Annotated in this window: 20 protein-coding genes and 1 tRNA gene; 5 read left to right on the top strand and 16 right to left on the bottom strand. The window is 60.0% G+C overall.

Translation table 11 applies throughout. From position 1 onward, the window contains the following. Positions 1-32: 32 nt before the first annotated feature. The 4 genes from EL199_RS09795 to EL199_RS09780 form a co-directional block, all read right to left on the bottom strand. Entirely contained in the window at positions 33-779 is a 747-nt protein-coding gene (locus EL199_RS09795) for an amino acid ABC transporter ATP-binding protein (protein ID WP_004141842.1), read from the bottom strand. Then, positions 776-1,873 carry an amino acid ABC transporter permease gene (locus tag EL199_RS09790; protein ID WP_040355535.1) on the bottom strand — a complete coding sequence of 366 codons (1,098 nt, stop codon included), beginning with the start codon at positions 1,871-1,873 and terminating at the stop codon, positions 776-778. The genes EL199_RS09795 and EL199_RS09790 overlap by 4 nt, the downstream gene beginning before the upstream one ends. Beyond that, positions 1,870-3,033 carry an amino acid ABC transporter permease gene (locus tag EL199_RS09785; RefSeq protein WP_004141845.1) on the bottom strand — a complete coding sequence of 388 codons (1,164 nt, stop codon included), beginning with the start codon at positions 3,031-3,033 and terminating at the stop codon, positions 1,870-1,872. The genes EL199_RS09790 and EL199_RS09785 overlap by 4 nt, the downstream gene beginning before the upstream one ends. Before the next feature lie 128 nt (positions 3,034-3,161). Then, positions 3,162-3,395 (bottom strand): accessory factor UbiK family protein, encoded by a 234-nt coding sequence (locus tag EL199_RS09780; RefSeq protein WP_004141847.1) that lies wholly within the window; start codon positions 3,393-3,395, stop codon positions 3,162-3,164. Positions 3,396-3,447: 52 nt separating this feature from the next. Between EL199_RS09780 and EL199_RS09775 the strand changes: the two genes are divergently transcribed. Continuing rightward, entirely contained in the window at positions 3,448-4,080 is a 633-nt protein-coding gene (locus EL199_RS09775; protein ID WP_004141848.1) for a c-type cytochrome, read from the top strand. Positions 4,081-4,217: 137 nt separating this feature from the next. Here the strand turns inward: EL199_RS09775 and EL199_RS09770 are convergent, their stop codons facing one another. From EL199_RS09770 to EL199_RS09740, 7 genes are all read right to left on the bottom strand, one after another. After that, entirely contained in the window at positions 4,218-4,679 is a 462-nt protein-coding gene (locus tag EL199_RS09770; protein WP_004141849.1) for a YbhB/YbcL family Raf kinase inhibitor-like protein, read from the bottom strand. A gap of 65 nt (positions 4,680-4,744) precedes the next feature. Further along, a complete protein-coding gene (locus tag EL199_RS09765) occupies positions 4,745-5,500 on the bottom strand; it encodes a hypothetical protein (protein ID WP_004141851.1) in 756 nt (251 codons plus the stop codon). Then, positions 5,497-6,450, bottom strand: a complete 954-nt coding sequence (pfkB, locus tag EL199_RS09760; protein ID WP_004141852.1) for a 1-phosphofructokinase — start codon at positions 6,448-6,450, stop codon at positions 5,497-5,499. Before pfkB ends, EL199_RS09765 begins: the two co-directional genes overlap by 4 nt. A gap of 117 nt (positions 6,451-6,567) precedes the next feature. Further along, the gene (locus tag EL199_RS09755; protein ID WP_004141854.1) at positions 6,568-7,314 is read right to left on the bottom strand and encodes an alpha/beta fold hydrolase; all 747 of its coding nucleotides are present in this window, start codon (positions 7,312-7,314) and stop codon (positions 6,568-6,570) included. After that, positions 7,311-9,011, bottom strand: a complete 1,701-nt coding sequence (locus EL199_RS09750) for an NAD-binding protein (protein WP_004141855.1) — start codon at positions 9,009-9,011, stop codon at positions 7,311-7,313. Before EL199_RS09750 ends, EL199_RS09755 begins: the two co-directional genes overlap by 4 nt. Beyond that, positions 9,011-9,382, bottom strand: coding sequence for a DUF6394 family protein (locus EL199_RS09745; protein ID WP_004141856.1), 372 nt, complete (start codon positions 9,380-9,382; stop codon positions 9,011-9,013). Before EL199_RS09745 ends, EL199_RS09750 begins: the two co-directional genes overlap by 1 nt. A 51-nt stretch (positions 9,383-9,433) precedes the next feature. Continuing rightward, positions 9,434-9,841, bottom strand: coding sequence for a hypothetical protein (locus EL199_RS09740; RefSeq protein WP_004141857.1), 408 nt, complete (start codon positions 9,839-9,841; stop codon positions 9,434-9,436). Positions 9,842-10,003: 162 nt separating this feature from the next. On the opposite strand from EL199_RS09740, the gene secA reads away from it, so the two are divergent. From secA to EL199_RS09725, 3 genes are all read left to right on the top strand, one after another. Next, complete coding sequence (secA, locus tag EL199_RS09735; protein ID WP_004141858.1) at positions 10,004-12,706, top strand: preprotein translocase subunit SecA; 2,703 nt, start codon at positions 10,004-10,006, stop codon at positions 12,704-12,706. Between the two features lie 131 nt (positions 12,707-12,837). Next, positions 12,838-13,239, top strand: coding sequence for a (deoxy)nucleoside triphosphate pyrophosphohydrolase (locus tag EL199_RS09730; protein ID WP_004141859.1), 402 nt, complete (start codon positions 12,838-12,840; stop codon positions 13,237-13,239). A gap of 188 nt (positions 13,240-13,427) precedes the next feature. Next, the gene (locus EL199_RS09725; protein WP_126316068.1) at positions 13,428-14,291 is read left to right on the top strand and encodes a transferrin-binding protein-like solute binding protein; all 864 of its coding nucleotides are present in this window, start codon (positions 13,428-13,430) and stop codon (positions 14,289-14,291) included. Positions 14,292-14,414: 123 nt separating this feature from the next. Here EL199_RS09725 and rbfA read toward each other — a convergent pair whose 3' ends face one another. The 5 genes from rbfA to EL199_RS09700 form a co-directional block, all read right to left on the bottom strand. Next, the gene (gene rbfA, locus EL199_RS09720; protein WP_004141863.1) at positions 14,415-14,801 is read right to left on the bottom strand and encodes a 30S ribosome-binding factor RbfA; all 387 of its coding nucleotides are present in this window, start codon (positions 14,799-14,801) and stop codon (positions 14,415-14,417) included. Then, the gene (infB, locus tag EL199_RS09715) at positions 14,801-17,470 is read right to left on the bottom strand and encodes a translation initiation factor IF-2 (protein WP_004141865.1); all 2,670 of its coding nucleotides are present in this window, start codon (positions 17,468-17,470) and stop codon (positions 14,801-14,803) included. Before infB ends, rbfA begins: the two co-directional genes overlap by 1 nt. A 16-nt stretch (positions 17,471-17,486) precedes the next feature. Continuing rightward, positions 17,487-18,977: a transcription termination factor NusA gene (gene nusA, locus EL199_RS09710; protein WP_004141866.1), complete on the bottom strand. Its 1,491-nt coding sequence runs from the start codon at positions 18,975-18,977 to the stop codon at positions 17,487-17,489. Between the two features lie 10 nt (positions 18,978-18,987). Further along, positions 18,988-19,461, bottom strand: a complete 474-nt coding sequence (locus EL199_RS09705; RefSeq protein ID WP_004141867.1) for a ribosome maturation factor RimP — start codon at positions 19,459-19,461, stop codon at positions 18,988-18,990. Between the two features lie 65 nt (positions 19,462-19,526). Further along, positions 19,527-19,603 (bottom strand) — tRNA-Met (locus EL199_RS09700). Between the two features lie 174 nt (positions 19,604-19,777). On the opposite strand from EL199_RS09700, the gene EL199_RS09695 reads away from it, so the two are divergent. After that, positions 19,778-21,070: a leucine-rich repeat domain-containing protein gene (locus EL199_RS09695; protein ID WP_004141869.1), complete on the top strand. Its 1,293-nt coding sequence runs from the start codon at positions 19,778-19,780 to the stop codon at positions 21,068-21,070. The last annotated feature ends 97 nt before the right edge of the window (positions 21,071-21,167 follow it).

Here is a 21,167-nt window from a genome sequence, read left to right as displayed (position 1 = left end):
TTTATGAGGAAGCAGAAGGCGAGGGCAGGGCATTACCCCGTCTGCAACAATATCTGGCTCAAAAACTCCTGCGCGCGCGGGTGTTGCGGGTTGGTGAAGAAATCTTCCGGCGTGGCACGCTCCAGGATCTCGCCCTTGTCCATGAAGACGATGCGGTCGGCGACGGTGCGGGCAAAGCCCATTTCGTGGGTGACGACCAGCATGGTGATTTGGCTGTGTTCGGCGAGTTCGACCATCACGTCCAGCACTTCTTTAATCATCTCCGGGTCAAGCGCCGAGGTCGGTTCGTCGAAAAGCAGCACTTCGCAATCCATGCAGAGGGCGCGGGCAATGGCGACGCGCTGCTGTTGCCCGCCGGAAAGCTGGCCGGGGTATTTGTCCGCCTGGTCGCGGATGCCGACGCGCTCCAGGTATTGCCGCGCCACCGCTTCCGCCTGCGCGCGCGGCTGCTGGTTCACCCATACCGGGCCGAGGGTGAGGTTCTCCAGAATGGTCAGGTGCGGGAAGAGGTTGAACTGCTGGAAGACCATGCCGACTTTGCGCCGCAGGTCGCGCGTTTGCCGCACGCTGCCGTTCAGCACTTCGCCGTCAAGGCGGATTTCGCCTTCCTGATAGCTTTCCAGGCGGTTGATGCAGCGAATGAGCGTCGATTTGCCCGAGCCGGACGGGCCGCAGATAACGAGGCGCTCGCCCTTGGCGATGTCGAGGTTGATGTCTTTCAGGGCGTGGTATTTGCCGTACCATTTGTTGAGGTGGCGGATGTTGATAGCGTCTGTCATGCGCGCTCCGGGGTGAAGTGGCGTTCGATGCGGTAACTGGTGTGGCTCATGCCGTAGCAGAGCAGGAAGTAAACGAGGGCGCAGAAGGCGTAACCCTCCATGCCGTGGCCGAGCCAGGCGGGGTCTTGTCCGGCGGAGTGGACGATACCGAGGAAATCGTAGAGGCCGATGATGGAAACCAGCGTCGTATCCTTGAACAGCCCGACGAAGGTGTTGGTAATGCCGGGGATGACGGTGGTTAGCGCCTGCGGCAGGATGATGAGGCGCATCTTCGCCCAGTAGCCGAGGCCGAGGCTGTCGGCTGCTTCAAACTGGCCGCGCGGAATCGCTTGCAAGCCGCCGCGCACCACCTCTGCCATATAGGCCGAGGCGAAGAGGGCGACGCCAATCAGCGCGCGCATCAGGTTGTCGATATGCCAGGACGGCGGCAGGAACAGCGGCAGCATGACGTTTGCCATAAAGAGTACCGTTACCAGCGGCACGCCGCGCCACAGCTCGATAAAAGCGACGCAGACGCCGCGCAAGAACGGCATGTCGGAGGTGCGGCCGAGCGCCAGCAAAATGCCGAACGGCAGGGAAAACAGCAGCCCGGCGGAGGCGACTACCAGCGTCAGCATCATCCCGCCCCAGAGGTTTGGCCGCACTTCCGGCAAACCGAAAACGCCGCCGCGCAGCAAATACCACGACAGCACCGGTAGAACGAGCAGCGCGAACAAGAGCGCCCACAGGCGTTTTTTCCCCTCGCAGCACCACAGCGCGAGGAAAGTCGCCGGAGTAATGCCGAGGAACAACAGCCAGACGCGCCAGCGCTCGCTTTCCGGATAAAAGCCGTAGAGAAACTGGCTCAAGCGCACCTTGATGAACACCCAGCAGGCGCCGCCGGAAGTACAATCGGCGGCGGTCGAACCGCGGAAATCCGCCAGCCACAGCGCCCAGAGGAACAGCTGTGGCACAATGCGGTAAAGCAAATACAGCGCCAGCACGGTCAAGACCGCATGCACGGGCGAGGCGAACAAATTGCGACGCAGCCAACACCAAACCCCAAATTCCGAGGCGGGCGGCGGGCGGTTGGGTAAATACGAAAAATCACTCATCGTTCAACAATCCTGATGCGGCGGTTATAAACACCCATCGCCAGCGAAATCAACAAACTGATGGCAAGATAAACCGCCATCGTCAGGCCGATAATCTCCACTGCGCGCCCGGTCTGATTGAGCGCCGTGCCGGTAAAGACCGAGACCAAATCCGGATAGGCAATGGCGGTGGCGAGCGACGAATTCTTGACAATATTCAAAAACTGGCTGGTCATCGGCGGCACCATCACCCGCAGCGCCTGCGGCAAAATGACAAGACGCATCACCCGCGCCGGCGGCAGGCCGAGCGCTTCCGCCGCCTCGTACTGGCCGCGCGGCACCGAGGCAATACCGCTTCTCACATATTCAGCAATGTAAGAGGCACTATAAAGCGACAGCGCCAGCCACAGCGCCATCAACTCCGGCAACAGCGTTACCCCGCCGCGGAAATTAAAACCCTGCAACAGCGGGCGCGACAACTGCGACGGCTCAACCAGCAGCGCAAAAGCGGCCAGCGGCAGGGCGACGATGAGCAGCGCATACGCCCACCACAGGCGCAGCACCTGCCCGCTTTGCGCCTGACGGCGGCGGTTCCAGCGCGCGAGCAGCACGGCAAGAACGACGCCAACGGCACACAGCGCGAGCGCCGTTTGCAGCGCCGACTGCCACAGCGGCGCAATCAGCGACAGCCCGCGATTACTCAACACCGCCAGACAACCCGCCTCATCACAACCGAGGCGCAGCGTACTGGAGCGTGGCGCGGGCAACACCGCGAGCACGGCGAAATACCAGAAAAAAAGCTGCAACAACAACGGAATATTGCGGAACACCTCCACATACACCGCCGCCAGCTTGCGCAGCAGCCAATTACGCGACACCCGCAGCACGCCGACGACAACGCCGACCAGCGTCGCCGCGACAATAGCGAGCAGTGACACCAAAAGCGTGTTCAAAAGGCCAATGACAAACAGCCAGCCATAACTGTCGCTCTCCTGATACGGCAACAAATGCTGACTGACCGCAAAACCGGCGGGGTTATCCAAAAAGGCAAAACTGAAAACCAGCCCGCGCGCCGCCATATTCGCCGCCGTATTGCGCCACAACATCGCGGCGACGACGACAATCAGCACGAGCAGCAGGAACTGAAACAGCGCCCGCCGGAAAGAAGCTGCATACCACATCAAAAAACAGACCTAACAAAAAACCGTAGCGAAGTAGGGTGGGGCTTGCCCCACCATCCCTAAAGAAACATAGGGTGCGCCTTGGCGCACCGCATCAATACAGACATCAACCGCGTAAAACAGAAAATTCACGCGCTCTTGTCCTCCAGCTTCGCCTCCAGTGCGGCAATGCGCGCCTCGGCTTGCGCCAAGAGCTGTGCCTGCGCCTCAAACTCGCTGCGCGGCACCCAATCAAACTGCGCCAGTTTGTCGTCAAGCAGCGAGCGTGCCGCCGCCTTCACCTCCGCCTGCACTGGACGCAGCGAATCCGGCAATTTCTGCTCCAACTGGTCCAACAAAAAAGAAAAAGGGTTACTTTTCATCGCGTCCTCCGCTCATAGATAATGGCGGCGCAGTTTAACACGAGAGGCAAACATGAAAAATTCACGAATCATCAGTGCTGCACTCCTATTCACCGCCGTTAGCGCACTCGCGGAAGGCGATCCCGCGCGCGGCAAAGCACTTACCGGCGCCTGCGTCGCCTGTCACCAAGAAGACGGCAACGGCCGCGACAACGGCGCCAGCGCCGACGCCTGGCCGCGACTTGCCGGAATGAACGCCGAATACCTCGCCGCGCAACTCGCCGCCTACAAAAAAGGCGAGCGCCGCGCCCCCTCGATGAAACCCTTTTCCATGATGCTAGATGACGCCAAAGCCGCCGACATCGCCGCCTACTACGCCTCGCTGCCGCCTGCGGCGATAGAAAACCCCGCATCGCCGGACGCGGCACAGCTGGAACGCGGCAAACAGCTGGCAGAACAGGGCGACGCCAGCAAACAAATCAAACCCTGCACCGAATGCCATGGCGCGGACAACCGCGGCGACGGCAAAATCCCCGCCATCACCGCCCAACCCGCATCCTACCTGCGCGCACAAATCACCGCGTGGAAACAGGGCGACCGCCCGAACGACAGCGCCGACCCGAAAGGGATGTTCCAGACCGCGCGCCATTTGGATGACGCCGACAGCGCCGCCGTCGCCGCCTGGCTCTCGACGCAGGCGCCGTAGGGCGTGTTTGCATTTCAGTGGATAAGCCCCTCTCTCGCTACGCGAGCAATGCTTGTCCCGGTGGGACTGGAACAGCTCGCGCAGCGAGAGAGGGGAATTTGAACACGCTCTAAGGTTTTGGTTTTCAGCGCGCTTTTTTAGCGGCTAAAAGTGCCGGTCAGGCTGGCGCTGCCCAGGCTGTGTGCCCAGACGTTAAAGCCGACGCGGGCGGTAGTGGTGTCTTCGGGCAGGTCGAGGTGTTCACAGTCGAGAGCGTGGATGGTGAAGATGTAGCGGTGTGTGCCGTGGCCGGGCGGCGGGCAGGCACCGCCATAGTTGTAGTCGCCGTAGTCGTTGCGGGCGTGGCGCGCACCGGCGGGCAAGCCGCTTGCGGCGGCGTTTTCGCCGAGGCTGCGCGCATCGCCAGGCAGGTTGATGATGTACCAGTGCCAGAAGCCGGAGCCGGTCGGCGCGTCCGGATCGTAGCAGGAAAGGGCGAAGCTCTTGGTGCCCGCGGGCGGGTTCGCCCAATGCAGTTCGGGCGAGTGGTTTTGTCCGCCAGCGTCGGTGTGAACGTGCGCGAGCGGTAGGGTGGTGGGGGAGGTGAGGGTGAAGGTCATGGTTTTCTCCGGTTTGAATATGGAAAACGCCAGACAGCGCTGGCGTTGCGGGATGAGCGGGTGTTTCAGGGCGTCGTCGCGGGTGTCGCTGGCAGTGTGGTTGCTGTTTCTGCTGTTAGTGGTGCTTCGCCCAGTTCCAGTAATGCCACGTTGGCACAGCGCCGTGCGGTTTCTTCCGCGAAGCTGCGGATGCGCAGGGCATCGTTGGCAAGCCATTCTTCTTTGGTGAGCGCCTGTTCACTGGCGCGGTCGCAAGGGAGGTAGCGGCGCAATTTTTGGGCGGGCAGGTTGAGTGTGATGTCGCCCGCGTATTCGAGGAGGTAGGTGTCGCCGTCGTTGTAGTAGAGGTGCCAGGCAACGGGTTTGACGCTGATGGTCATGTTGTTGTCTGTCGGCATGGCACTTTCAGGATAGCGCTCGGCCAACAGGTCATGCAGGATACGGGTCGGCTCAGCGGTTTGGATTTTTTCGGCGTTGCTTTGGCGGATTTTGTTTTTGATCGCTTGTCCCAGGCTTTTGTTGGAGTCGTTAAAGCGTTTGCGCGGTTCGTTAGGTGGGGTGTGGGAACCGAAGCTGATTCCACCACTCAGCAGGCTCGCGGCGATGCTGACGCCAATGTCGGTGCCGGTTTTGGCGCTTTTGGTGTAAACGGGTAATGGTTCTGCGTAGTCGGCGGGCAGTTTTTCGGTCACGATGGTGTGTTGTTTGATGATGGCGCGCTGGGCGGCATCAAAGGGCTGGTTCGTGGCGCAGGCCGCGAGTAGCGCGATGCTACTCGTGGTCAGTGCGGTTTGCAGGAGGGGGCGGTGCGGCAGTCTCATTTTCGCTCTTCGCCTTCGCGGGTGATGACGACCCAGCCTTTGAGTTGCTCGATGCGCTGTTGGCTCGGCAGGAAGGTGCCGACGTGTTCGATGTTAGAAGCGCTGTAAGCGGTCGCGGTGCGTGCCATTTCGGCCATGTCGCGTTTTAGCAGCAGGCCGCGGATGGTGCCGGCGACCATGGCATCACCCGCGCCGACGGTGCTGGTGACGCGCACGCGCGGGGGTTTGGCGTGGACGGCTTCGTTTTTGGTGATAAACCACGCGCCCTGTCCGCCCATGGAGACGACGACGATTTTCATGCCGCGCGCGATGTAGTTGCGTGCTTCGGCGATGATGTCGGCGTCGGTCGGCAGTTCGCGGCCGCACATTTCTTGGAGTTCGTGGATGTTGGGTTTGATCATGTCCGGCAGGATGTCGGCATTCATGGTTTCCATCAGCGCTTTGCCGCTGCTGTCCACGACGATGTATTCGAATTTGCCGCTGTATTTGGCGACGATGCGGGCGTAGAGGTTTTTGTCAATGCCGGCGGGCAGGCTGCCGCCCATCATCAGGACGCGCGCGGTGCCGACGTGTTGGTCGATGTAGTCCCACAGTTGTTGTTGGTATTCTTCCGGAACGAAGAGGCCGGCGGGGTTGATGTCGGTGGTTTCGCCGTTGCTGCCATCGACGATTTTGACGCAGGTGCGGGTTTCGCCGGGGACGCGGATGCAGTGGTCGATGACGCCGTGTTGTTTGAAGGTGCGGACGAAGCGTTCTTCGTTATCCGCGCCCATGAAGCCGGTGGCGCTGGTGCTGATGCCGGCGTCGGCAAGGTTGATGGCGACCGTCAGTCCTTTGCCGCCGACGGTGATGTCCACGGCTTGCGCGCGGTTGACGGTGTCGCGTTGCCAGCCATCGACGTGGATGGTCATGTCTATGGCGGGGTTCGCGGTGATGGTGATGACTTCCATTGGTTCTCCTTTTTTGTTTGAGGGCTTGGGACCGGTTTTTCGGTTTTTAGTAAAAAGTTGCGCGCATTATACGGTTTGGCAAGGCAGGCGGGGATTTTTTTGCCGACGGCTCAGGGCTTATTTTTCTGCGCCGCGGCTGTAGAAGCGGCGCAGTTCTTCGGCAAATGCCGGGGCGCGCCAGGTGTTGCTGGCGGTGATATGGGCGGCGTGCGGGATGATCCACAGGCCGGCGTCGGGGATGGTGCGGTACATGTCGAGTGCGTCTTCCAGCGGGGCGACGGGGTCGCGGTCGCCGGTGATGATGAGTACCGGGCAGGTGATGCGCGCCAGGTCTGCGAGGCGGTGGCGGTGTTCGCTGTCGTCGGCGTGCAGTGCGTCGCCGACGCGGGCGATGACTTGTTTCCAGGCGTCCGCGCCGCCTTGCGGGCTGTGCAGTTTGGAGAGCCAGGCGGCGAGGCCGAAGTTTTCCCAGTAGGCGGGGTCGCCCATGGCGTAGATTTGTTTGTGGATGTCGAGGTTGCTGCGGTAGCTGATGCGGTAGAGGACGAGGCGTTTGACGCGCTCGGGGTGCTTCAGGGTGAGCCAGAGGGCGACGGCGCCGCCCATGCTGGAGCCGCAGAGGTTGGCGGTCTCAATGCCTTCGGCGTCCATCATGTCGAGTACGGCTTCTGCCATCAGGCTGACGCTGAGGCGTTCGCCCGCAAGTTCGCTTTTGCCGTGGCCGGGAAGGTCGGGGACGAGGACGCGGTAGCGTTGTGCCAGCGGGGCGATTTGTGGCTGCCATTCTTCGCCCGCCATGCCGCCGCTGTGCAGGAGGATGACTGGTTGGCTGTCGGCGTGGCCGTGGGTTTGGTAGTGGATCATAGGTCGAGTTTTTTGCGCAGGTAGTTGGTGAGGTGGGAGACGGGTTTGTCGCGGCCGTGGGTGGCGTAGTAGAGCTCGTTTTCGTCGCGGGCGGCGCGCTGGATGCGGCGGCCAATGTCCGGCTGGTGGTAGATGATGAGGACTTGGTCGCCTTCCTGGAGTGAGGTGGCGGCGTTGGGCAGGACGATTTGTTGTTGGTTGCGCAGGATGAGGAGCGGGATGGCGTCGTTGGCGGTTTCGGGGCGATCCGGCAGCATCCACAGGCTTTGCAGGCGCAGCAGGCGGCCGCTTTGTAGTTCGGCGATGATGGCGGGCGCGCGTTGTTTGTCCACTTTGAGGATGTGGTGGCGCGGGTTGTAGTCGCCGCTCAGGTTTTCGAGGCGTTGTAGGAGTTTTTGTCCCCAGGCTTCGTTTTGGTGCCAGAGGACTTTCATGAAGCGGCTTAGCAGGCTTTGGGCGATGCGCGGGTAGATTTCGCTGACGATGAGGTCGGCTTCGGCCATGACGCGGTCAAAGCCGGCAACGGCAAAGAGGCGCTGGTCGGAGCTGTGGTTTTGTTTGCCGACGACAAAGAGCGACGGCTGCATGTTTTTGGCGGTAACGGCGATGGAGAGGTTGTCCGGGTCGGATTTGTAGGCGGCGACGATAGCCTGGGCGCGGTCAATGCGCGCTTCGCGCAGGGTGACGGCTTCGGTGCCGATGCCGCGGACTTGTCCGGGGGCGGTCGGCAGGTCGGGGTCGATGATGGTGCAGTCCACGCCTTCGTAGTCAAGGTAGCGTTTCAGGGTTTTGCCGAGGGCGTCGTTGCCGCAGATGATCCAGTGCCCCATCGGCGGCTGCGGCGGTGATTCGTAGCGCTCGCCCGGCGTGCTTTGCAGGCGGGTGATGAGTTCAGCGATGGCGGGGCGGCGCAGCGCGGTGGTCAGGCGCAGGGCGAAGATTTGGTTGGTGTTGATGGTGGCGTCGGTGTTGAAGGATTTGGCGTTGGCGCTGCCGGCGCGGGTGTAGGTGCGGCAGATGACCTGGAAGCGGGTTTGGTCGGAGGTGAGCAGGCGGGCGGCGAGCGAGACTTTGATGTTTACCGCTTCGGAGTCGGTGATGGCGATGACGGCGCGGCAATGCGGCGATTGTACGCCCGCTTTCAGCAATAGTTCGACGCTGAAGGCGTCGCCGGTGATGGCGAGGACGCCGTGCAGGCTGGGATCAAGCGCCATTTTGTTGATACGGATGGGGTCGTTGTCGATGACGACGCATTGGTAGCCGGAGTTGAGCAGGAGGCGGACGAGGCGTTGTCCCGATTCGCCGAAGCCGCAGATGATGCAGAAGCGCTGCCGCTGTTTTTCGACTTGGCGGGCGAAACGGCTTTCGCTCAAGGCGTGCTGGAAGGTGGGGTCTTGTAGGAGGGCGATGACTTTACCGATGGCGTAGAACCAAGCGGGCACGGTGTAGTAGATGCTGACGACGACCCACATCCGCTGCCATTCGGAGAAGGCGAGCGGCAGTTCGCCGTAGCCGATGGTGGTGGCGGTATAGCTGACCCAGTAGAAGGCCTGGAAGAGGGTGATGAAGGTGAGTTCGCCGTCGGCATTGACCGCCGGGATGAGGGTAATGCCGAGGATGGCAAGCGAATACGTCCCCAGCAGGATGAGTGCCGGGCGGCGCATTTGCCGCAGGATGAGGTAGACGACTTCGTTCATCAGCGGCGCAGGGTCGCGGCTTCAATGACGACGAGGATGACCGAGACGAGGTTGGCAAGCAGCGCGCCTGCGGTGAAGGAGACGATGCTCGCCATGGTGCTGGATTCCAGCAGGGAAACGCTGAAGGTCCAGGCGAAGATGGCGCCGAGCAGTTGCACGTCGGCGACGAGGCTGGTCGCCAGCATCAGCGAGCCGAGGTGCGAGCGGTCGCCGAACTTGAGGATGGTGCAGACGACGCTGACGATGAAAGCGAAGAACAGCTCCAGTTTGTCGTGATGTTCGGGGTTGCTGATGTCCCCGTAAACAAAGCCGAAATTGAGGGTCAGCGCCAGGATGACGAAAAACCCGAACCAGACACGTTCGCTGCGCATGGATGCTCCGTAAGGTGAAGGAAATGGCGGCTATTCTAACGCCAGCCGCGTTTATCCGCGCAACTGCCCTTCTATAAAGGCGGTAATCACCGCTTCTGCCTCCGCCTCGCTGTAATAACGGCGCGGGTAGAGGTGTCCACCGTCGGGCAGGACGCGCTGCTGCGCCCACACATCCGGGCGGGCAACTACCGAAAGTTTTGGCGGATGCGGCAGTTTTTGCGCCAGCATCGCCTCAACCTCGCTCAAAAGAAAGCGCAGCTGATAGCCGTCGCTGCCGTTTGCCACCCACAGCTGCCATTGCAAACCCTCCTGCTTGCCCAGCAACACGCGGCTGCGCCACGAGGCGGGCAGACAGGCATAGAGCAGGTTTTGATAATCGCGCGACTGCGTGGTGTCCATATCGAGCTGGCGTAGCAGCGATTTCAACTGATTACGCACCGGAGCAAGCGTTTTCTTCATGGCCTTTACTTGATAAAAACAACCGGCGGACGCATATCCGCCCGCAATGGCGCAATGATAACAAAAGCAGCCATTTCCTTGCGCCGCGCCGCAGCAATTGCGGTATCATGCGCGCTTTCCGAGCCGCCAAAGAGGCGCAAACCAAAACAAAAGGAAGCACTTATGTGGAATAGTCTCGCCGCAAAAATTTTCGGTTCCCGCAACGACCGACTCATTAAGCAATACAAAAAAACCGTCGCTAAAATCAACGCGCTCGAACCGCAAATCCAGGCCCTCGATGACGACGCCCTTAAGGCGAAAACCACCGAATTCCGCGAACGCCTCGCCAAAGGCGAAACCCTCGACCAACTCCTGCCCGAAGCCTTCGCCGTGGTGCGCGAAGCGAGCCAGCGCGTCCTTGGCCTGCGCCACTACGACGTACAGATGATTGGCGGCATCGTGCTGCACCAAGGCAAAATCGCCGAAATGCGCACCGGTGAAGGCAAAACCCTGGTCGCCACCTTGGCGGTGTACCTGAACGCCCTGCCCGGCAAAGGCGTGCACGTCGTCACCGTCAACGACTACCTCGCCCGCCGCGACGGCGAAGAACTGGGCGAACTCTACGGCTTCCTCGGCATGACCACCGGCATCATCGTCGCCGGCATGCCACAAGAAGACAAACAGGCGGCGTACCGCAGCGACATCACCTACGGCACCAACAACGAATTCGGCTTCGACTACCTGCGCAGCAATATGGCGCTCGCCCCCGAAGACCGCCTGCAACGCGAACTTAACTACGCCATCGTCGACGAAGTGGACTCCATCCTTATAGATGAGGCGCGCACCCCGCTCATCATCTCCGGCGCCTCCGACCTCGACAACGGCCTCTACGAAAAACTGAACACCATCGTCCCCGAACTCGTCCCGCAAAAAGAAAAAGACGGCCCCGGCGACTTCAGCATCGACGAAAAAACCAAACAAGTCGGACTCACCGAAAGCGGCCACGACCACCTCGAAGACCTCCTGCACCAGCACGGCCTGCTCGGTGAAGACGAAAGCCTCTACGACCCGAAAAACCTCGGCATCTTCCACCACCTGAACGCCTGCCTGCGCGCGCACCACCTCTACCACAAAGACGTGGACTACATCGTGCGCAACAACGAAGTCGTCATCGTGGACGAATTCACCGGACGCACCATGGACGGCCGCCGCTGGTCAGACGGCCTGCACCAGGCCATCGAAATCAAAGAAGGCGTGCCCATCAAACAAGAAACCCAAACACTCGCCTCCATCACCTACCAAAACTTCTTCCGCCTCTACGACAAACTGGCGGGCATGACCGGCACCGCCGACACCGAAGCCTTCGAATTCCAGGACATCTACGGCCTCGAAACCGTCGTCATCCCCACCAACCGCCCGGTGCAGCGCAAAGACCACACCGACCTCATCTACCTCAACCAAAAAGGCAAATACGACGCCATCGCCGCCGACGTGCGCGACTGCAAAGAACGCGGCCAACCCGTGCTGCTGGGCACCGCCTCCATTGAAACCTCCGAACTCGTCTCCAGCCTCCTGACCCAACTCGGCATCGAACACAACGTACTTAATGCCAAACAACACGCGCGCGAAGCCGAAATCATCGCCCAGGCCGGCCGCCCCGGCCAAGTGACCATCGCCACCAACATGGCAGGCCGCGGAACCGACATCGTCCTCGGCGGCTCACTGCGGGCAGAACTGAACGCGCTCGGCAAAGACGCAAGCGAAGACGCCAAACAAGCCGTGCGCGAAGACTGGCAAAAACGCCACGAAGCCGTCATCACCGCCGGCGGCCTACACGTCATCGGCGCCGAACGCCACGAATCACGCCGCATCGACAACCAGCTGCGCGGCCGCTCCGGCCGCCAGGGCGACCCCGGCTCCAGCCGCTTCTACGTCGCCCTCGATGACAACCTCGTCCGCATCTTCGCGGGCGAACGCATGGCAAGCATGATGCAGCGCCTCGGCATGAGCGAAGACGAAGCCATCGAATCGCGCATGGTCTCCAAACAAATCGAAGGCGCACAGCGCAAAGTCGAAGCGCACAACTTCGACGCGCGTAAAAACCTGCTCGAATACGACAACGTCGCCAACGAACAGCGCAAAGTCATCTACACCCAGCGCGCCAACATCATGGACGCCGACAACATCGCCGAGCTCGTCGCCGGCATGCGCGTCAACGTCATTGACACCCTCGCCAGCCGCTACATAGACGACGACCAAGTGCGACAAAACTGGGACATCCCCGGCCTCGAAGCCGCGCTGCGCAACGAATTTGGCCTGGCGGTGGACATCCAGAACCACTGGCTGCAAGCCAACCCCAACATGAGCGCCAAACAAATCAAAGAAGGCCTCGTCGAACTGCTCGAACACATCCAACAAGAAAAAGAAAACCAGGTCGGCGGCGACATCATGCGCCGCGTCGAAAAATACATCGCGCTGCAAACCATCGACACCCAATGGAAACAACACCTGGCGACGATGGACATGCTGCGCCAGGCCATCTGGCTGCGCTCGCGCGCCCAAAAAGACCCGAAGCGCGAATACCAGCGCGAATCCTTCGAACTCTTCAAAGACCTGCTCGATCACATCCAGTTCGAAATCGTGCGCGTCCTTGCCCACATCCAGTTCCAGGCACAAAGCGCGGCAGACGAAGCCGAAGCCATGCAACAACAAGCCCAACGCCAACACGACGCCGAACTCGCTCGCGCCCAATACCACGGCAGCAGCGACAGCAGCGAAGCGTTACGCGAACCCACCCCGGAAGAAATCGCCCGCACCGGCCGCAACGACCCCTGCCCCTGCGGCTCCGGCAAACGCCTCAAAGACTGCCACGGTAAACTGGCATAACCCTAAAAACCCCGCTCCGGCGGGGTTTTTGCCGGAACATCCCGTTTACATACCATGAGCGCTCAGCTGTATGTAAAGCGCCATCCCGAAAACAACAAGCGCCTGAACATTCACCATACCGGACCACAACCATGACTATCCCGCTTAACGTCGTCGCTGCCATCATCGAAAACCCGCAAGGCCAGCTCCTCATCGCCGAACGTCCGCCGAACAAGGCCTGGGCGGGTTACTGGGAATTTCCCGGCGGCAAAATCGAAGCCGGTGAGAGCCACGAAGCGGCGCTTCTGCGTGAACTGCGCGAAGAACTCGGCCTTGCGCTTGAAGGCGAAACACTCACTCACTACTATCACGGTAACCGTGGCGCGGAAGTCATCCTCGACTTCTACCACATTCTTCTTACGCGAGACGTTGCCCCGCAAAGCCTCGAAGGCCAGCGCTGGCGCTGGGTCTCGCGCGCCGAAATTGCCAATTACCGCTTCCCCGAACCCAACACCGCCGTCCTGCAAAAACTGCAAAACGCCTCAATCCACTGAGGCGTTTGGCGCAAACCGCCAAGACAGCTCTATACGCCGCGAAGCCATTTTTATGGGAAGCCCGCGCCGTACAAATGCGTACCGTATTCGTCGATGCGCCTTGTCCGAGGCTTTCGGTGTATTGTTATAATGCGGGCGGTCGCAGTTTTTTGCGCGATGAAATTCCAACCAGAATGGAGACTATTTACATGAAAAAACAATCTATTGGACTGGTGATTGCAGCGCTGCTGCTTACGGCCTGTGGCGGCGGTAGTGATGACAACACCCCTGCGGATCCGAACCCGAAAAATAATAAGGGCAATAATGTTCCGAGCGCCCCCGGCAAGGATGAAAATACGCCTGCCGATCCGGGCAAGAAATCCGATAACGGCAGCAGCCAGCTCATTCCGCCGCCGGTCAATCAGGGTAATAGCGACAACGCCAGCGGCAAGTATCAGGGTAAGGGCTTTATCGTGCCGCTCGGTCAGCAACCCAACGGGCTTACTGATGCGAAAAGTGTCGTCAGCGATGATCTTGCCGTGCTGAATCTGGATGGCAAGAAATTACCGCTGCAACTGCCGAACATCAGCAGTGGCAATATCACTTCGGTACGCGGTGCGACTATCGGCGATACCAGCTACAAGCAATTCATCGTCAGCGGTACCCGTTATGCCAACAGCAAGTTCGGCTATCTTAATGACGGCAGCAAGGACTATATTTTCAGTCAGGGCGTGCCGACCGCAACTATGCCGACCACCGGCGTCGTCAAATACAGCGGCGCGGCAGCGGTTGGTCAGGCAGCGGTTGCTGATAGCGCGCTCGCCAATTTCAGCGCGGATTTTGGCGCGAAAACGCTGACGGGCAGTATCAGTCAAAATGCTTCGAGCGCGGTGGACTTCAAACCGGTCAATATCAGCGCAGGCATTGAAGGCAATACTTTCAGCAGTAAAGCCGACGCGGCGGTAAAAACCACCGGCGGTTTTTATGGTGACAATGCCCATGAGCTGGGTGGTATTTTCCAGGATAGTGCGCAGGCGATTTCCGGCAGTTTCGGCGCGGTTCGCAGTAACTGATCCCGCCATTTGCGCAATACGAAAGGGCTGCTTTGCAGCCCTTTTTGTTTGTGGTGATAGCGGTATAAGAAACGCGCGCTCCGGGGAGCGCGCTGATTTATGGATGCCAAAGGGGCAGGGCGGTCAGGCCGGTTCTTCGCTTTCTTCTTCCGGCGGCAGGTCTTTGACGAGGTCGTGTAGGAGGTGGTCCATGCGCGCGCCGTATTCGACCGAGTCGTCGTAGACGAAGTGCAGTTCCGGCATTTTGCGGATGCTGAGTTTTTGTGCGAGCGCGTGGCGCAGTTGTCCGGCGTGCGCGTTTAACGCACGGAGCAGTGTCTGCCGTTCGTCGGCGTCGTTGATGACGTGCGTCACGTACACTTTGGCAAATGACAGGTCGCGCGTCACCCGCACCGCGGTGATGGACAGCAGCGAGGCGTGCGGGTGGTCGAGGATTTGCGGCACGGCAACGGCGAGGTCGCGCCGCATTTGTTCGCCGATGCGGCGGGTGCGGTCTTGTCCTTTTGGCATCAGAGCGTCCTCTCGATGGAGACGCGTTCGTAGCATTCGATTTGGTCGCCGATGCGTACGTCGTTGTAGTTTTTCACGCCCAGACCGCATTCGGTGCCGGCGCGCACTTCGCTGACGTCGTCTTTGAAGCGGCGTAATGACTCCAGCGCGCCTTCGTAGATGACGACGTTGTTGCGCAGGACGCGGATCGGGTTGTTGCGCTTGAGTACGCCGTCTTCGACGATGCAGCCTGCCACGGTGCCGAATTTTGAGGAGCGGAAGACTTCGCGCACCTGGGCGAGGCCGATGATGTCTTCGCGCACTTCGGGCGAGAGCATGCCCTGCATCGCCGCTTTCACCTGGTCTATCGCTTCGTAAATGATGCTGTAGTAGCGCAGGTCAACGCCTTCGTTTTCGGCCAGTTTTTTCGCGTTCGCGTCGGCACGGACGTTGAAGGCGATGATGATGGCTTCGGAGGCGATGGCGAGCTGCACGTCGGATTCGGTGATGCCGCCGATGCCGGAGGCGATGATGTTCACTTTGACTTCGTCGGTGGCGAGTTTGAGCAGCGAGTCGGAGAGGGCTTCGACCGAGCCTTGTACGTCCGCCTTGATCATCAGGTTCACGGTGTGGACTTCGCCGTCGCCGGTGTTGCTGAAGAGGTTTTCCAGCTTCGCCTTCTGCTGGCGCGCGATTTTGATTTCTTTGAATTTGCCCTGGCGGAAGTTGGCGATTTCCCGCGCCTTGCGTTCGTTTTCCACGATGACGACTTCGTCGCCCGCGTTCGGCGTGCCGGAGAGGCCGAGGATTTCCACCGGAGTGGAGGCGCCGGCTTCTTTGAGTTCGTTGCCGTTTTCGTCCAGCATGGCACGGATGCGACCATATTCCATGCCGGCGAGCATGATGTCGCCTTTTTTGACGACGCCGGATTGGACCAGCACGGTGGCGACGCTGCCGCGACCACGGTCAAGGCGGGACTCAATCACGACACCACGTCCCATGCCGGTGGACGGTGCGGTCAGCTCCAGCACTTCGGCCTGGATGAGCACTTTGTCGAGCAGGTCGTCGATGCCTTCGCCGCTCTTGGCAGAGACGTAGGCGAAGAGGTTTTCACCGCCCCATTCTTCGGCGATGACGCCGTGTTGGGAGAGCTCGGATTTGACGCGTTCGGGGTCGGCATCCGGTTTGTCCATTTTGTTCACCGCGACGATGAGCGGCACTTTGGCGGCGTTGGCGTGCTGGATGGCCTCGATGGTTTGCGGCATGACGCCGTCGTCGGCGGCAACCACGAGGATGACGATGTCGGTCGCGTCCGCGCCGCGCGCACGCATGGCGGTGAAGGCGGCGTGGCCGGGGGTGTCGAGGAAGGTGATGGTGCCTTTCGGGGTTTGCACGCGGTAAGCGCCAATGTGCTGGGTAATGCCGCCCGCCTCGCCAACCGCCACTTTGGTTTTGCGGATGTAGTCGAGGAGCGAGGTTTTGCCGTGGTCGACGTGCCCCATGATGGTAACGACCGGCGCGCGCTGGATGATGTTGCCCGCGTCTTCGTCGGCTTCGGCCATGACCTGGGTTTCGAGGTCGTTTTCTTTGATGAGGATGTATTGGTGCCCCATTTCTTCGGCAACCAGCGCGGCGGTTTCTTGGTCAAGTACCTGGTTGATGGTGACCATCGAGCCGAGTTTCATCATGATTTTGATGAGTTCGCCCGCTTTGACGCTCATTTTTTGCGCCAGTTCGCCAACGGTGATGGTTTCCGGAATGCGCACTTCGCGTGAGACCGGGGCGACGGGTTTTTCGAATTTGCCGCCTTTGCGCTCGCGTTCGCGTTTGTTGCCGCCTTTGCCGCCACGGCCGCCCGCACTAGCACCGCCGCTGCGACGGTCATCGCTGTCGCGGCCACCGCTGCGTTTGCCGCTGCGTTCACGTCCGCCACCAGCGCTACGTTCGCGTGACTGGATGTGGAAGCGTGATTCGGCTTCTTCTTCGTAGTTTTCGCGTTTGGCGACGTCTTTGAGCGCTTCTTGCCGCTGCCGTTCGAGTTCTTCGTTTTCTTTGGCAGAGCGTTTTTCCCGCTCTTCCTGTTTGCGCAGTTCTTCAGCGGCGTTGCGTTTGGCGTCTTCGGCTTCGCGCAGTTTGCGCTGTTTTTCTTGTTCGGCCAGTTGGGTGGCGAGCGCTTCTTCGGCTTTTGCTCGCGCCTGTTCGGCGTCCTGGGCGGCTTTTTCTTCTTGTTCTTTACGGGTACGGCGCGCTTCTTCTTCGGCAGCGCGCTGGCGTTCGGCGTTCTGCGCTTCTTCACGCGCGCGTGCTTCGTTGTCGCGCATCGCCTCACCTTGGGCGAGGCGCTGTTGTTCAGCCATTTGTTTGGCGATTTCCAGCGGACTCAGTTTTTTCTCGCCGGTTTTTTTCGTGCTGGCACTGGCACGCGGTTTTTTCGCCGCTGCCTCGCTGCTTTTTTTCTCGGCGGTGGCGGGCTTTTTCGCCGCGCCGGCGGGCGTTTTCAGGCTAAGTTTTTTCTCGCCGCCTTTTTTCGCCGCCATGTGTTTGGTCAGCGCGACTTTTTGCGCCGGTGTCAGTGTGTCTTCTTCGTTTTCAACTGCGATGCCCGCTTCTTTCAGCAGGGAAAGCAGGCGGCTCACGGTTATTTTCAGCTGCTTGGCGAGCGCCGCTACGGTTTGTTCTGCTACTGCCATTTCAATTTCCCCTCATTCATCCACGAAACCACGGTTCGCGCGCTTTCAGTATCAGCGCCGATGCCTGTTCTTTGTCCAGTCCGGTGTAGGCCACCAGTTCGTCCACCGCCAGCTCCGCCAGGTCTTCCTGGGTGTGCAGGCCATTTTCCTGCAGGGCGGCGATGGTCGCTTCGTCAATGCCTTCGACGTTTTCCAGCGGTAACTGCATTTCTTCTTCCGGCTCAACCTCGGCGACAAAAGCCTGTTGCAACAGGTAATCTGCCGCGCGTGCCATCAGCGCATCGACGGTTTCTTCGTCAAAGGCCTCGATGCCGAGCAACTCGTCGCGCTCGGCGTAGGCGACCATTTCCGGCGCGGTGTAGCCTGCGTCAATCAGGATGTCGGCGATTTCGTCGTCCACATCCAGCGCTTCAGCCAGCGCCTGCTCCTGCGCGTCTTGCACCGCCTCTTGCCGCGCCTCGAATTCGGCTTCGCTCAAGACGTTAATCGTCCAGCCGGTGAGCTCGCTTGCCAGGCGCACGTTCTGCCCGCCGCGACCCACCGCCTGCGGCAGTTTGTTTTCCGGCACGGCGATATCCATCACCCTACGCGCTTCATCGGCGGCGGCGTTGGTAATTTGCGCCGGCGCCATCGCCTTGCGTACATAGGTTTCCGGGTCTTCGTCCCAGAGAACGATGTCAATGCGCTCGCCCGCCAGTTCGTTCATCACCCCCTGCACGCGCGAGCCGCGGATGCCGACGCAGGCGCCGACCGGATCAATGCGCGGGTCAAAGGTGCGCACCGCGATTTTGGCGCGCAGGCCGGGGTCGCGGGCAACGCCCATGATTTCGATAATGCCGGAACCAATTTCCGGTACTTCCAAAGTAAAGAGCTGTTTCAGCATTTCCGGGGCGACGCGGCTGACTTCCAGCTGCGGCCCGCGCATTTCCAGATTGACCTTGGCAAGGTAACCGCGGATGCGGTCGCCGATGCGCAGCGATTCGCGCGGAATCATGCCATCGCGCAGGATGGTCGCCTCGGCGCCGTTGATATCGACGATGACGTTGCCACGCTCATGACGACGGACAATGCCATGCACCAGCGTGCCTTCCTCGGCGATGAACTGGTCATAAACCTTGCGCCGCTCTGCCTCGCGCAGCTTCTGAATGATGATTTGCTTCGCCTGTTGCGCGCTGATGCGGCCGAAGGGCTCGTTTTCAATCGGCACCTCATGCACATCGCCGACCTGCAAATGCGCCTCGGGAAACTCAATGGCGGCGACGCTTTCGCGCATCTCCGCGTCCGGGTTTTCCAGAATCGCCTCATCATCAACGACCGTCCACAGGCGGAAACTCTTGTACTCGCCGGTGCGCGGGTTAATCACGACCTTGGCGCCAATTTCCTCGTCGGGATAACGCTTGCGCGTCGCGGCCGCCAACGCCGCTTCTAGCGCCTCGATAATCACGCTGCGATCGACTTCCTTCTCGTTCGCTACCGCTTCAATAATGTTCAACAAATCTTTCGACATAACTCCTCCTTCAAAAAACGGGTACCAGACGCGCCTTGTCCACATTGGCGTAATCCACTTCGACCGCCTCGACGGCACGCCCTTGCCTTACCGCAAAAGTAATGCGCTGCGCGGTCTCGTCGGTGGACTCAATTACCCCTTCAAAACGGCGGCGCTTGCCGACCGGCGCGTGCAAATGCACCTTCGCCGTCTCGCCGGTAAAGCGGACAAAATCGGCAAAAGAAAACAGCGGACGATCCAAGCCAGGCGAAGAAACTTCCAGCGTGTAGGGCGCGTTAATCGGGTCTTCCACATCGAGAATCGGGTTTACCGCTTCCGTGACCTCAACCACGCCTTCCATATCGATCCCGCCTTCCGGCCGATCGACATAAATCCGCAGAATCGCATTGACCGAATTGTGGTGATATTCCACCCCCACCCACTCAAAACCCATGGATTCCACCACGGGCTTCAACAACTCTGTAACCCTTTCCTCGCGCGACATAGCGACCCCTTGCAAAAACGCATACAACAAAAAAGCCCTTGAAAAAGGGCCTTCTAAAAAATCCTTGGAAGCGGGGGCTGGATTTGAACCAACGACCTTCGGGTTATGAGCCCGACGAGCTACCAGACTGCTCCACCCCGCAATTGATGAGGCGCGCATTATAGGCAAAACTTTGCCACATGCAAGCCCTGATGCCGAAAAGCGGATAAAAAAGCGACAACCGCTTGAAAACATGGACAGCATGCGCAGGGCTTACAAATAGTGAGCGCGGATTGTTACAATACCGCCACAAAAACCGAAACCAACAGGAAAACCCATGCTCAAAAGCATCACCAGCGGCTTGCGCCGCGTTTTCAAGAGCGACGCGCAAGACGACGACGAAAATCAAGGACGTTTCAGCGAGATCCTGAAATGGGCGGAAGATAACAACATCGGCGAAGACCGCATCCCGCGCGAACCCTCCGAACTGATAGGGTTGAACCGTCTGGATCTCTCCTTCCGCCGCCTGCAAAGCCTGCCGGAAACCCTGGGTGAACTGGCACTACTGACCGAGCTTGACCTGCGCGGCAACGAGCTGAAAAGCCTGCCCGCATCCATCGGCGACCTCAGCCTGCTGCGTCGCCTTGACCTTAAATGGAACCAGCTCGAAACCCTGCCGGACAGCTTTGCCAAACTGACCGGGCTGACCAAACTCGAACTGGGCTACAACAAAATGACCAGCCTGCCGGAAGTGCTGACCGCCTTCAACCACATCACCGAGCTGGATCTCAGCGACAACCGCCTGCTGCGCGTGCCGCTCTTTCTCGGCAACTTCACCCGCCTCACCAAACTCAACCTCGCGCGCAACAAACTGGAAAACCTGCCGCCTGTCTGCGCCAACCTCACCCAGCTGACGCGCCTGAACCTCTCTGGCAACGAACTCAAACAACTGCCCGACTTCATTGCCAACTTCAGCCAGCTGAGCGAACTGGAAATCAGCGGCAACCAGCTGGGCAGTCTGCCCGAATACATCGGCCGCCTCAAAGAGCTGCACCACCTCGACATCAGCGGCAACATGCTGACCACCCTGCCGGAAACCCTCGGCGATCTGCAAAACTTGAGCATTCTGGACATACACAACAACCGCCTCACCAGCTTGCCCGCCAACTTCGGCAACCTCGGCCAGTTGCACCGCCTCTCGCTGGCGCATAACCAGCTGAGCCTCTTGCCACCGCCGGCTGCACAAATGCAGCGCCTTGCGGTACTGGATCTCTCGCATAACCGCCTGATGCAACTGCCGAACTTTATCTGCCAATTCAGTCATCTGAACGACCTGCACCTCGGCTACAACGAACTGACCGAACTGCCGGACGACATCGGCCTCTTGACCGAGCTGGAAGTGCTGAATATCGCGCATAACAACATCGGCGCGCTGCCGCCGTCGGTGGCGAACCTCACCAAAATGACGCGGCTCGACCTTTCCAGCACACAAATCCCGTACCTGCCGAAATTCATCAGCAACCTGAACCGCCTCTGCATTCTGGATGTGCGCAACACGCGGATGAAAATCCCGCTGGCGCTGGCCAACCGCATCGAAAGCAACGCGGTGATGGCGGGCTACTACAAATAACGGCGGCGACCCACGAACAAGAAAAGGGCGGGATTTCCCGCCCTTTTCTTTTACCTGATTTTAGTAGCGCGCGGCGCAGGGAAGGGGCTTATGCCCG

It is taken from the genome of Cardiobacterium hominis (assembly GCF_900637305.1).
Classification (GTDB): Bacteria; Pseudomonadota; Gammaproteobacteria; order Cardiobacteriales; family Cardiobacteriaceae; genus Cardiobacterium; species Cardiobacterium hominis.
This window is presented reverse-complemented; position numbering and strand designations above follow the sequence as displayed.

What these genes read in the sequence shown, in the direction of transcription:
- EL199_RS09795 (WP_004141842.1), bottom strand. Translation starts at nt 779, where the DNA reads ATGACAGACGCTATCAACATCCGCCACCTCAACAAATGGTACGGCAAA.
- EL199_RS09790 (WP_040355535.1), bottom strand. Translation starts at nt 1,873, where the DNA reads ATGAGTGATTTTTCGTATTTACCCAACCGCCCGCCGCCCGCCTCGGAA.
- EL199_RS09785 (WP_004141845.1), bottom strand. Translation starts at nt 3,033, where the DNA reads ATGTGGTATGCAGCTTCTTTCCGGCGGGCGCTGTTTCAGTTCCTGCTG.
- EL199_RS09780 (WP_004141847.1), bottom strand. Translation starts at nt 3,395, where the DNA reads ATGAAAAGTAACCCTTTTTCTTTTTTGTTGGACCAGTTGGAGCAGAAA.
- EL199_RS09775 (WP_004141848.1), top strand. Translation starts at nt 3,448, where the DNA reads ATGAAAAATTCACGAATCATCAGTGCTGCACTCCTATTCACCGCCGTT.
- EL199_RS09770 (WP_004141849.1), bottom strand. Translation starts at nt 4,679, where the DNA reads ATGACCTTCACCCTCACCTCCCCCACCACCCTACCGCTCGCGCACGTT.
- EL199_RS09765 (WP_004141851.1), bottom strand. Translation starts at nt 5,500, where the DNA reads ATGAGACTGCCGCACCGCCCCCTCCTGCAAACCGCACTGACCACGAGT.
- pfkB (WP_004141852.1), bottom strand. Translation starts at nt 6,450, where the DNA reads ATGGAAGTCATCACCATCACCGCGAACCCCGCCATAGACATGACCATC.
- EL199_RS09755 (WP_004141854.1), bottom strand. Translation starts at nt 7,314, where the DNA reads ATGATCCACTACCAAACCCACGGCCACGCCGACAGCCAACCAGTCATC.
- EL199_RS09750 (WP_004141855.1), bottom strand. Translation starts at nt 9,011, where the DNA reads ATGAACGAAGTCGTCTACCTCATCCTGCGGCAAATGCGCCGCCCGGCA.
- EL199_RS09745 (WP_004141856.1), bottom strand. Translation starts at nt 9,382, where the DNA reads ATGCGCAGCGAACGTGTCTGGTTCGGGTTTTTCGTCATCCTGGCGCTG.
- EL199_RS09740 (WP_004141857.1), bottom strand. Translation starts at nt 9,841, where the DNA reads ATGAAGAAAACGCTTGCTCCGGTGCGTAATCAGTTGAAATCGCTGCTA.
- secA (WP_004141858.1), top strand. Translation starts at nt 10,004, where the DNA reads ATGTGGAATAGTCTCGCCGCAAAAATTTTCGGTTCCCGCAACGACCGA.
- EL199_RS09730 (WP_004141859.1), top strand. Translation starts at nt 12,838, where the DNA reads ATGACTATCCCGCTTAACGTCGTCGCTGCCATCATCGAAAACCCGCAA.
- EL199_RS09725 (WP_126316068.1), top strand. Translation starts at nt 13,428, where the DNA reads ATGAAAAAACAATCTATTGGACTGGTGATTGCAGCGCTGCTGCTTACG.
- rbfA (WP_004141863.1), bottom strand. Translation starts at nt 14,801, where the DNA reads ATGCCAAAAGGACAAGACCGCACCCGCCGCATCGGCGAACAAATGCGG.
- infB (WP_004141865.1), bottom strand. Translation starts at nt 17,470, where the DNA reads ATGGCAGTAGCAGAACAAACCGTAGCGGCGCTCGCCAAGCAGCTGAAA.
- nusA (WP_004141866.1), bottom strand. Translation starts at nt 18,977, where the DNA reads ATGTCGAAAGATTTGTTGAACATTATTGAAGCGGTAGCGAACGAGAAG.
- EL199_RS09705 (WP_004141867.1), bottom strand. Translation starts at nt 19,461, where the DNA reads ATGTCGCGCGAGGAAAGGGTTACAGAGTTGTTGAAGCCCGTGGTGGAA.
- EL199_RS09695 (WP_004141869.1), top strand. Translation starts at nt 19,778, where the DNA reads ATGCTCAAAAGCATCACCAGCGGCTTGCGCCGCGTTTTCAAGAGCGAC.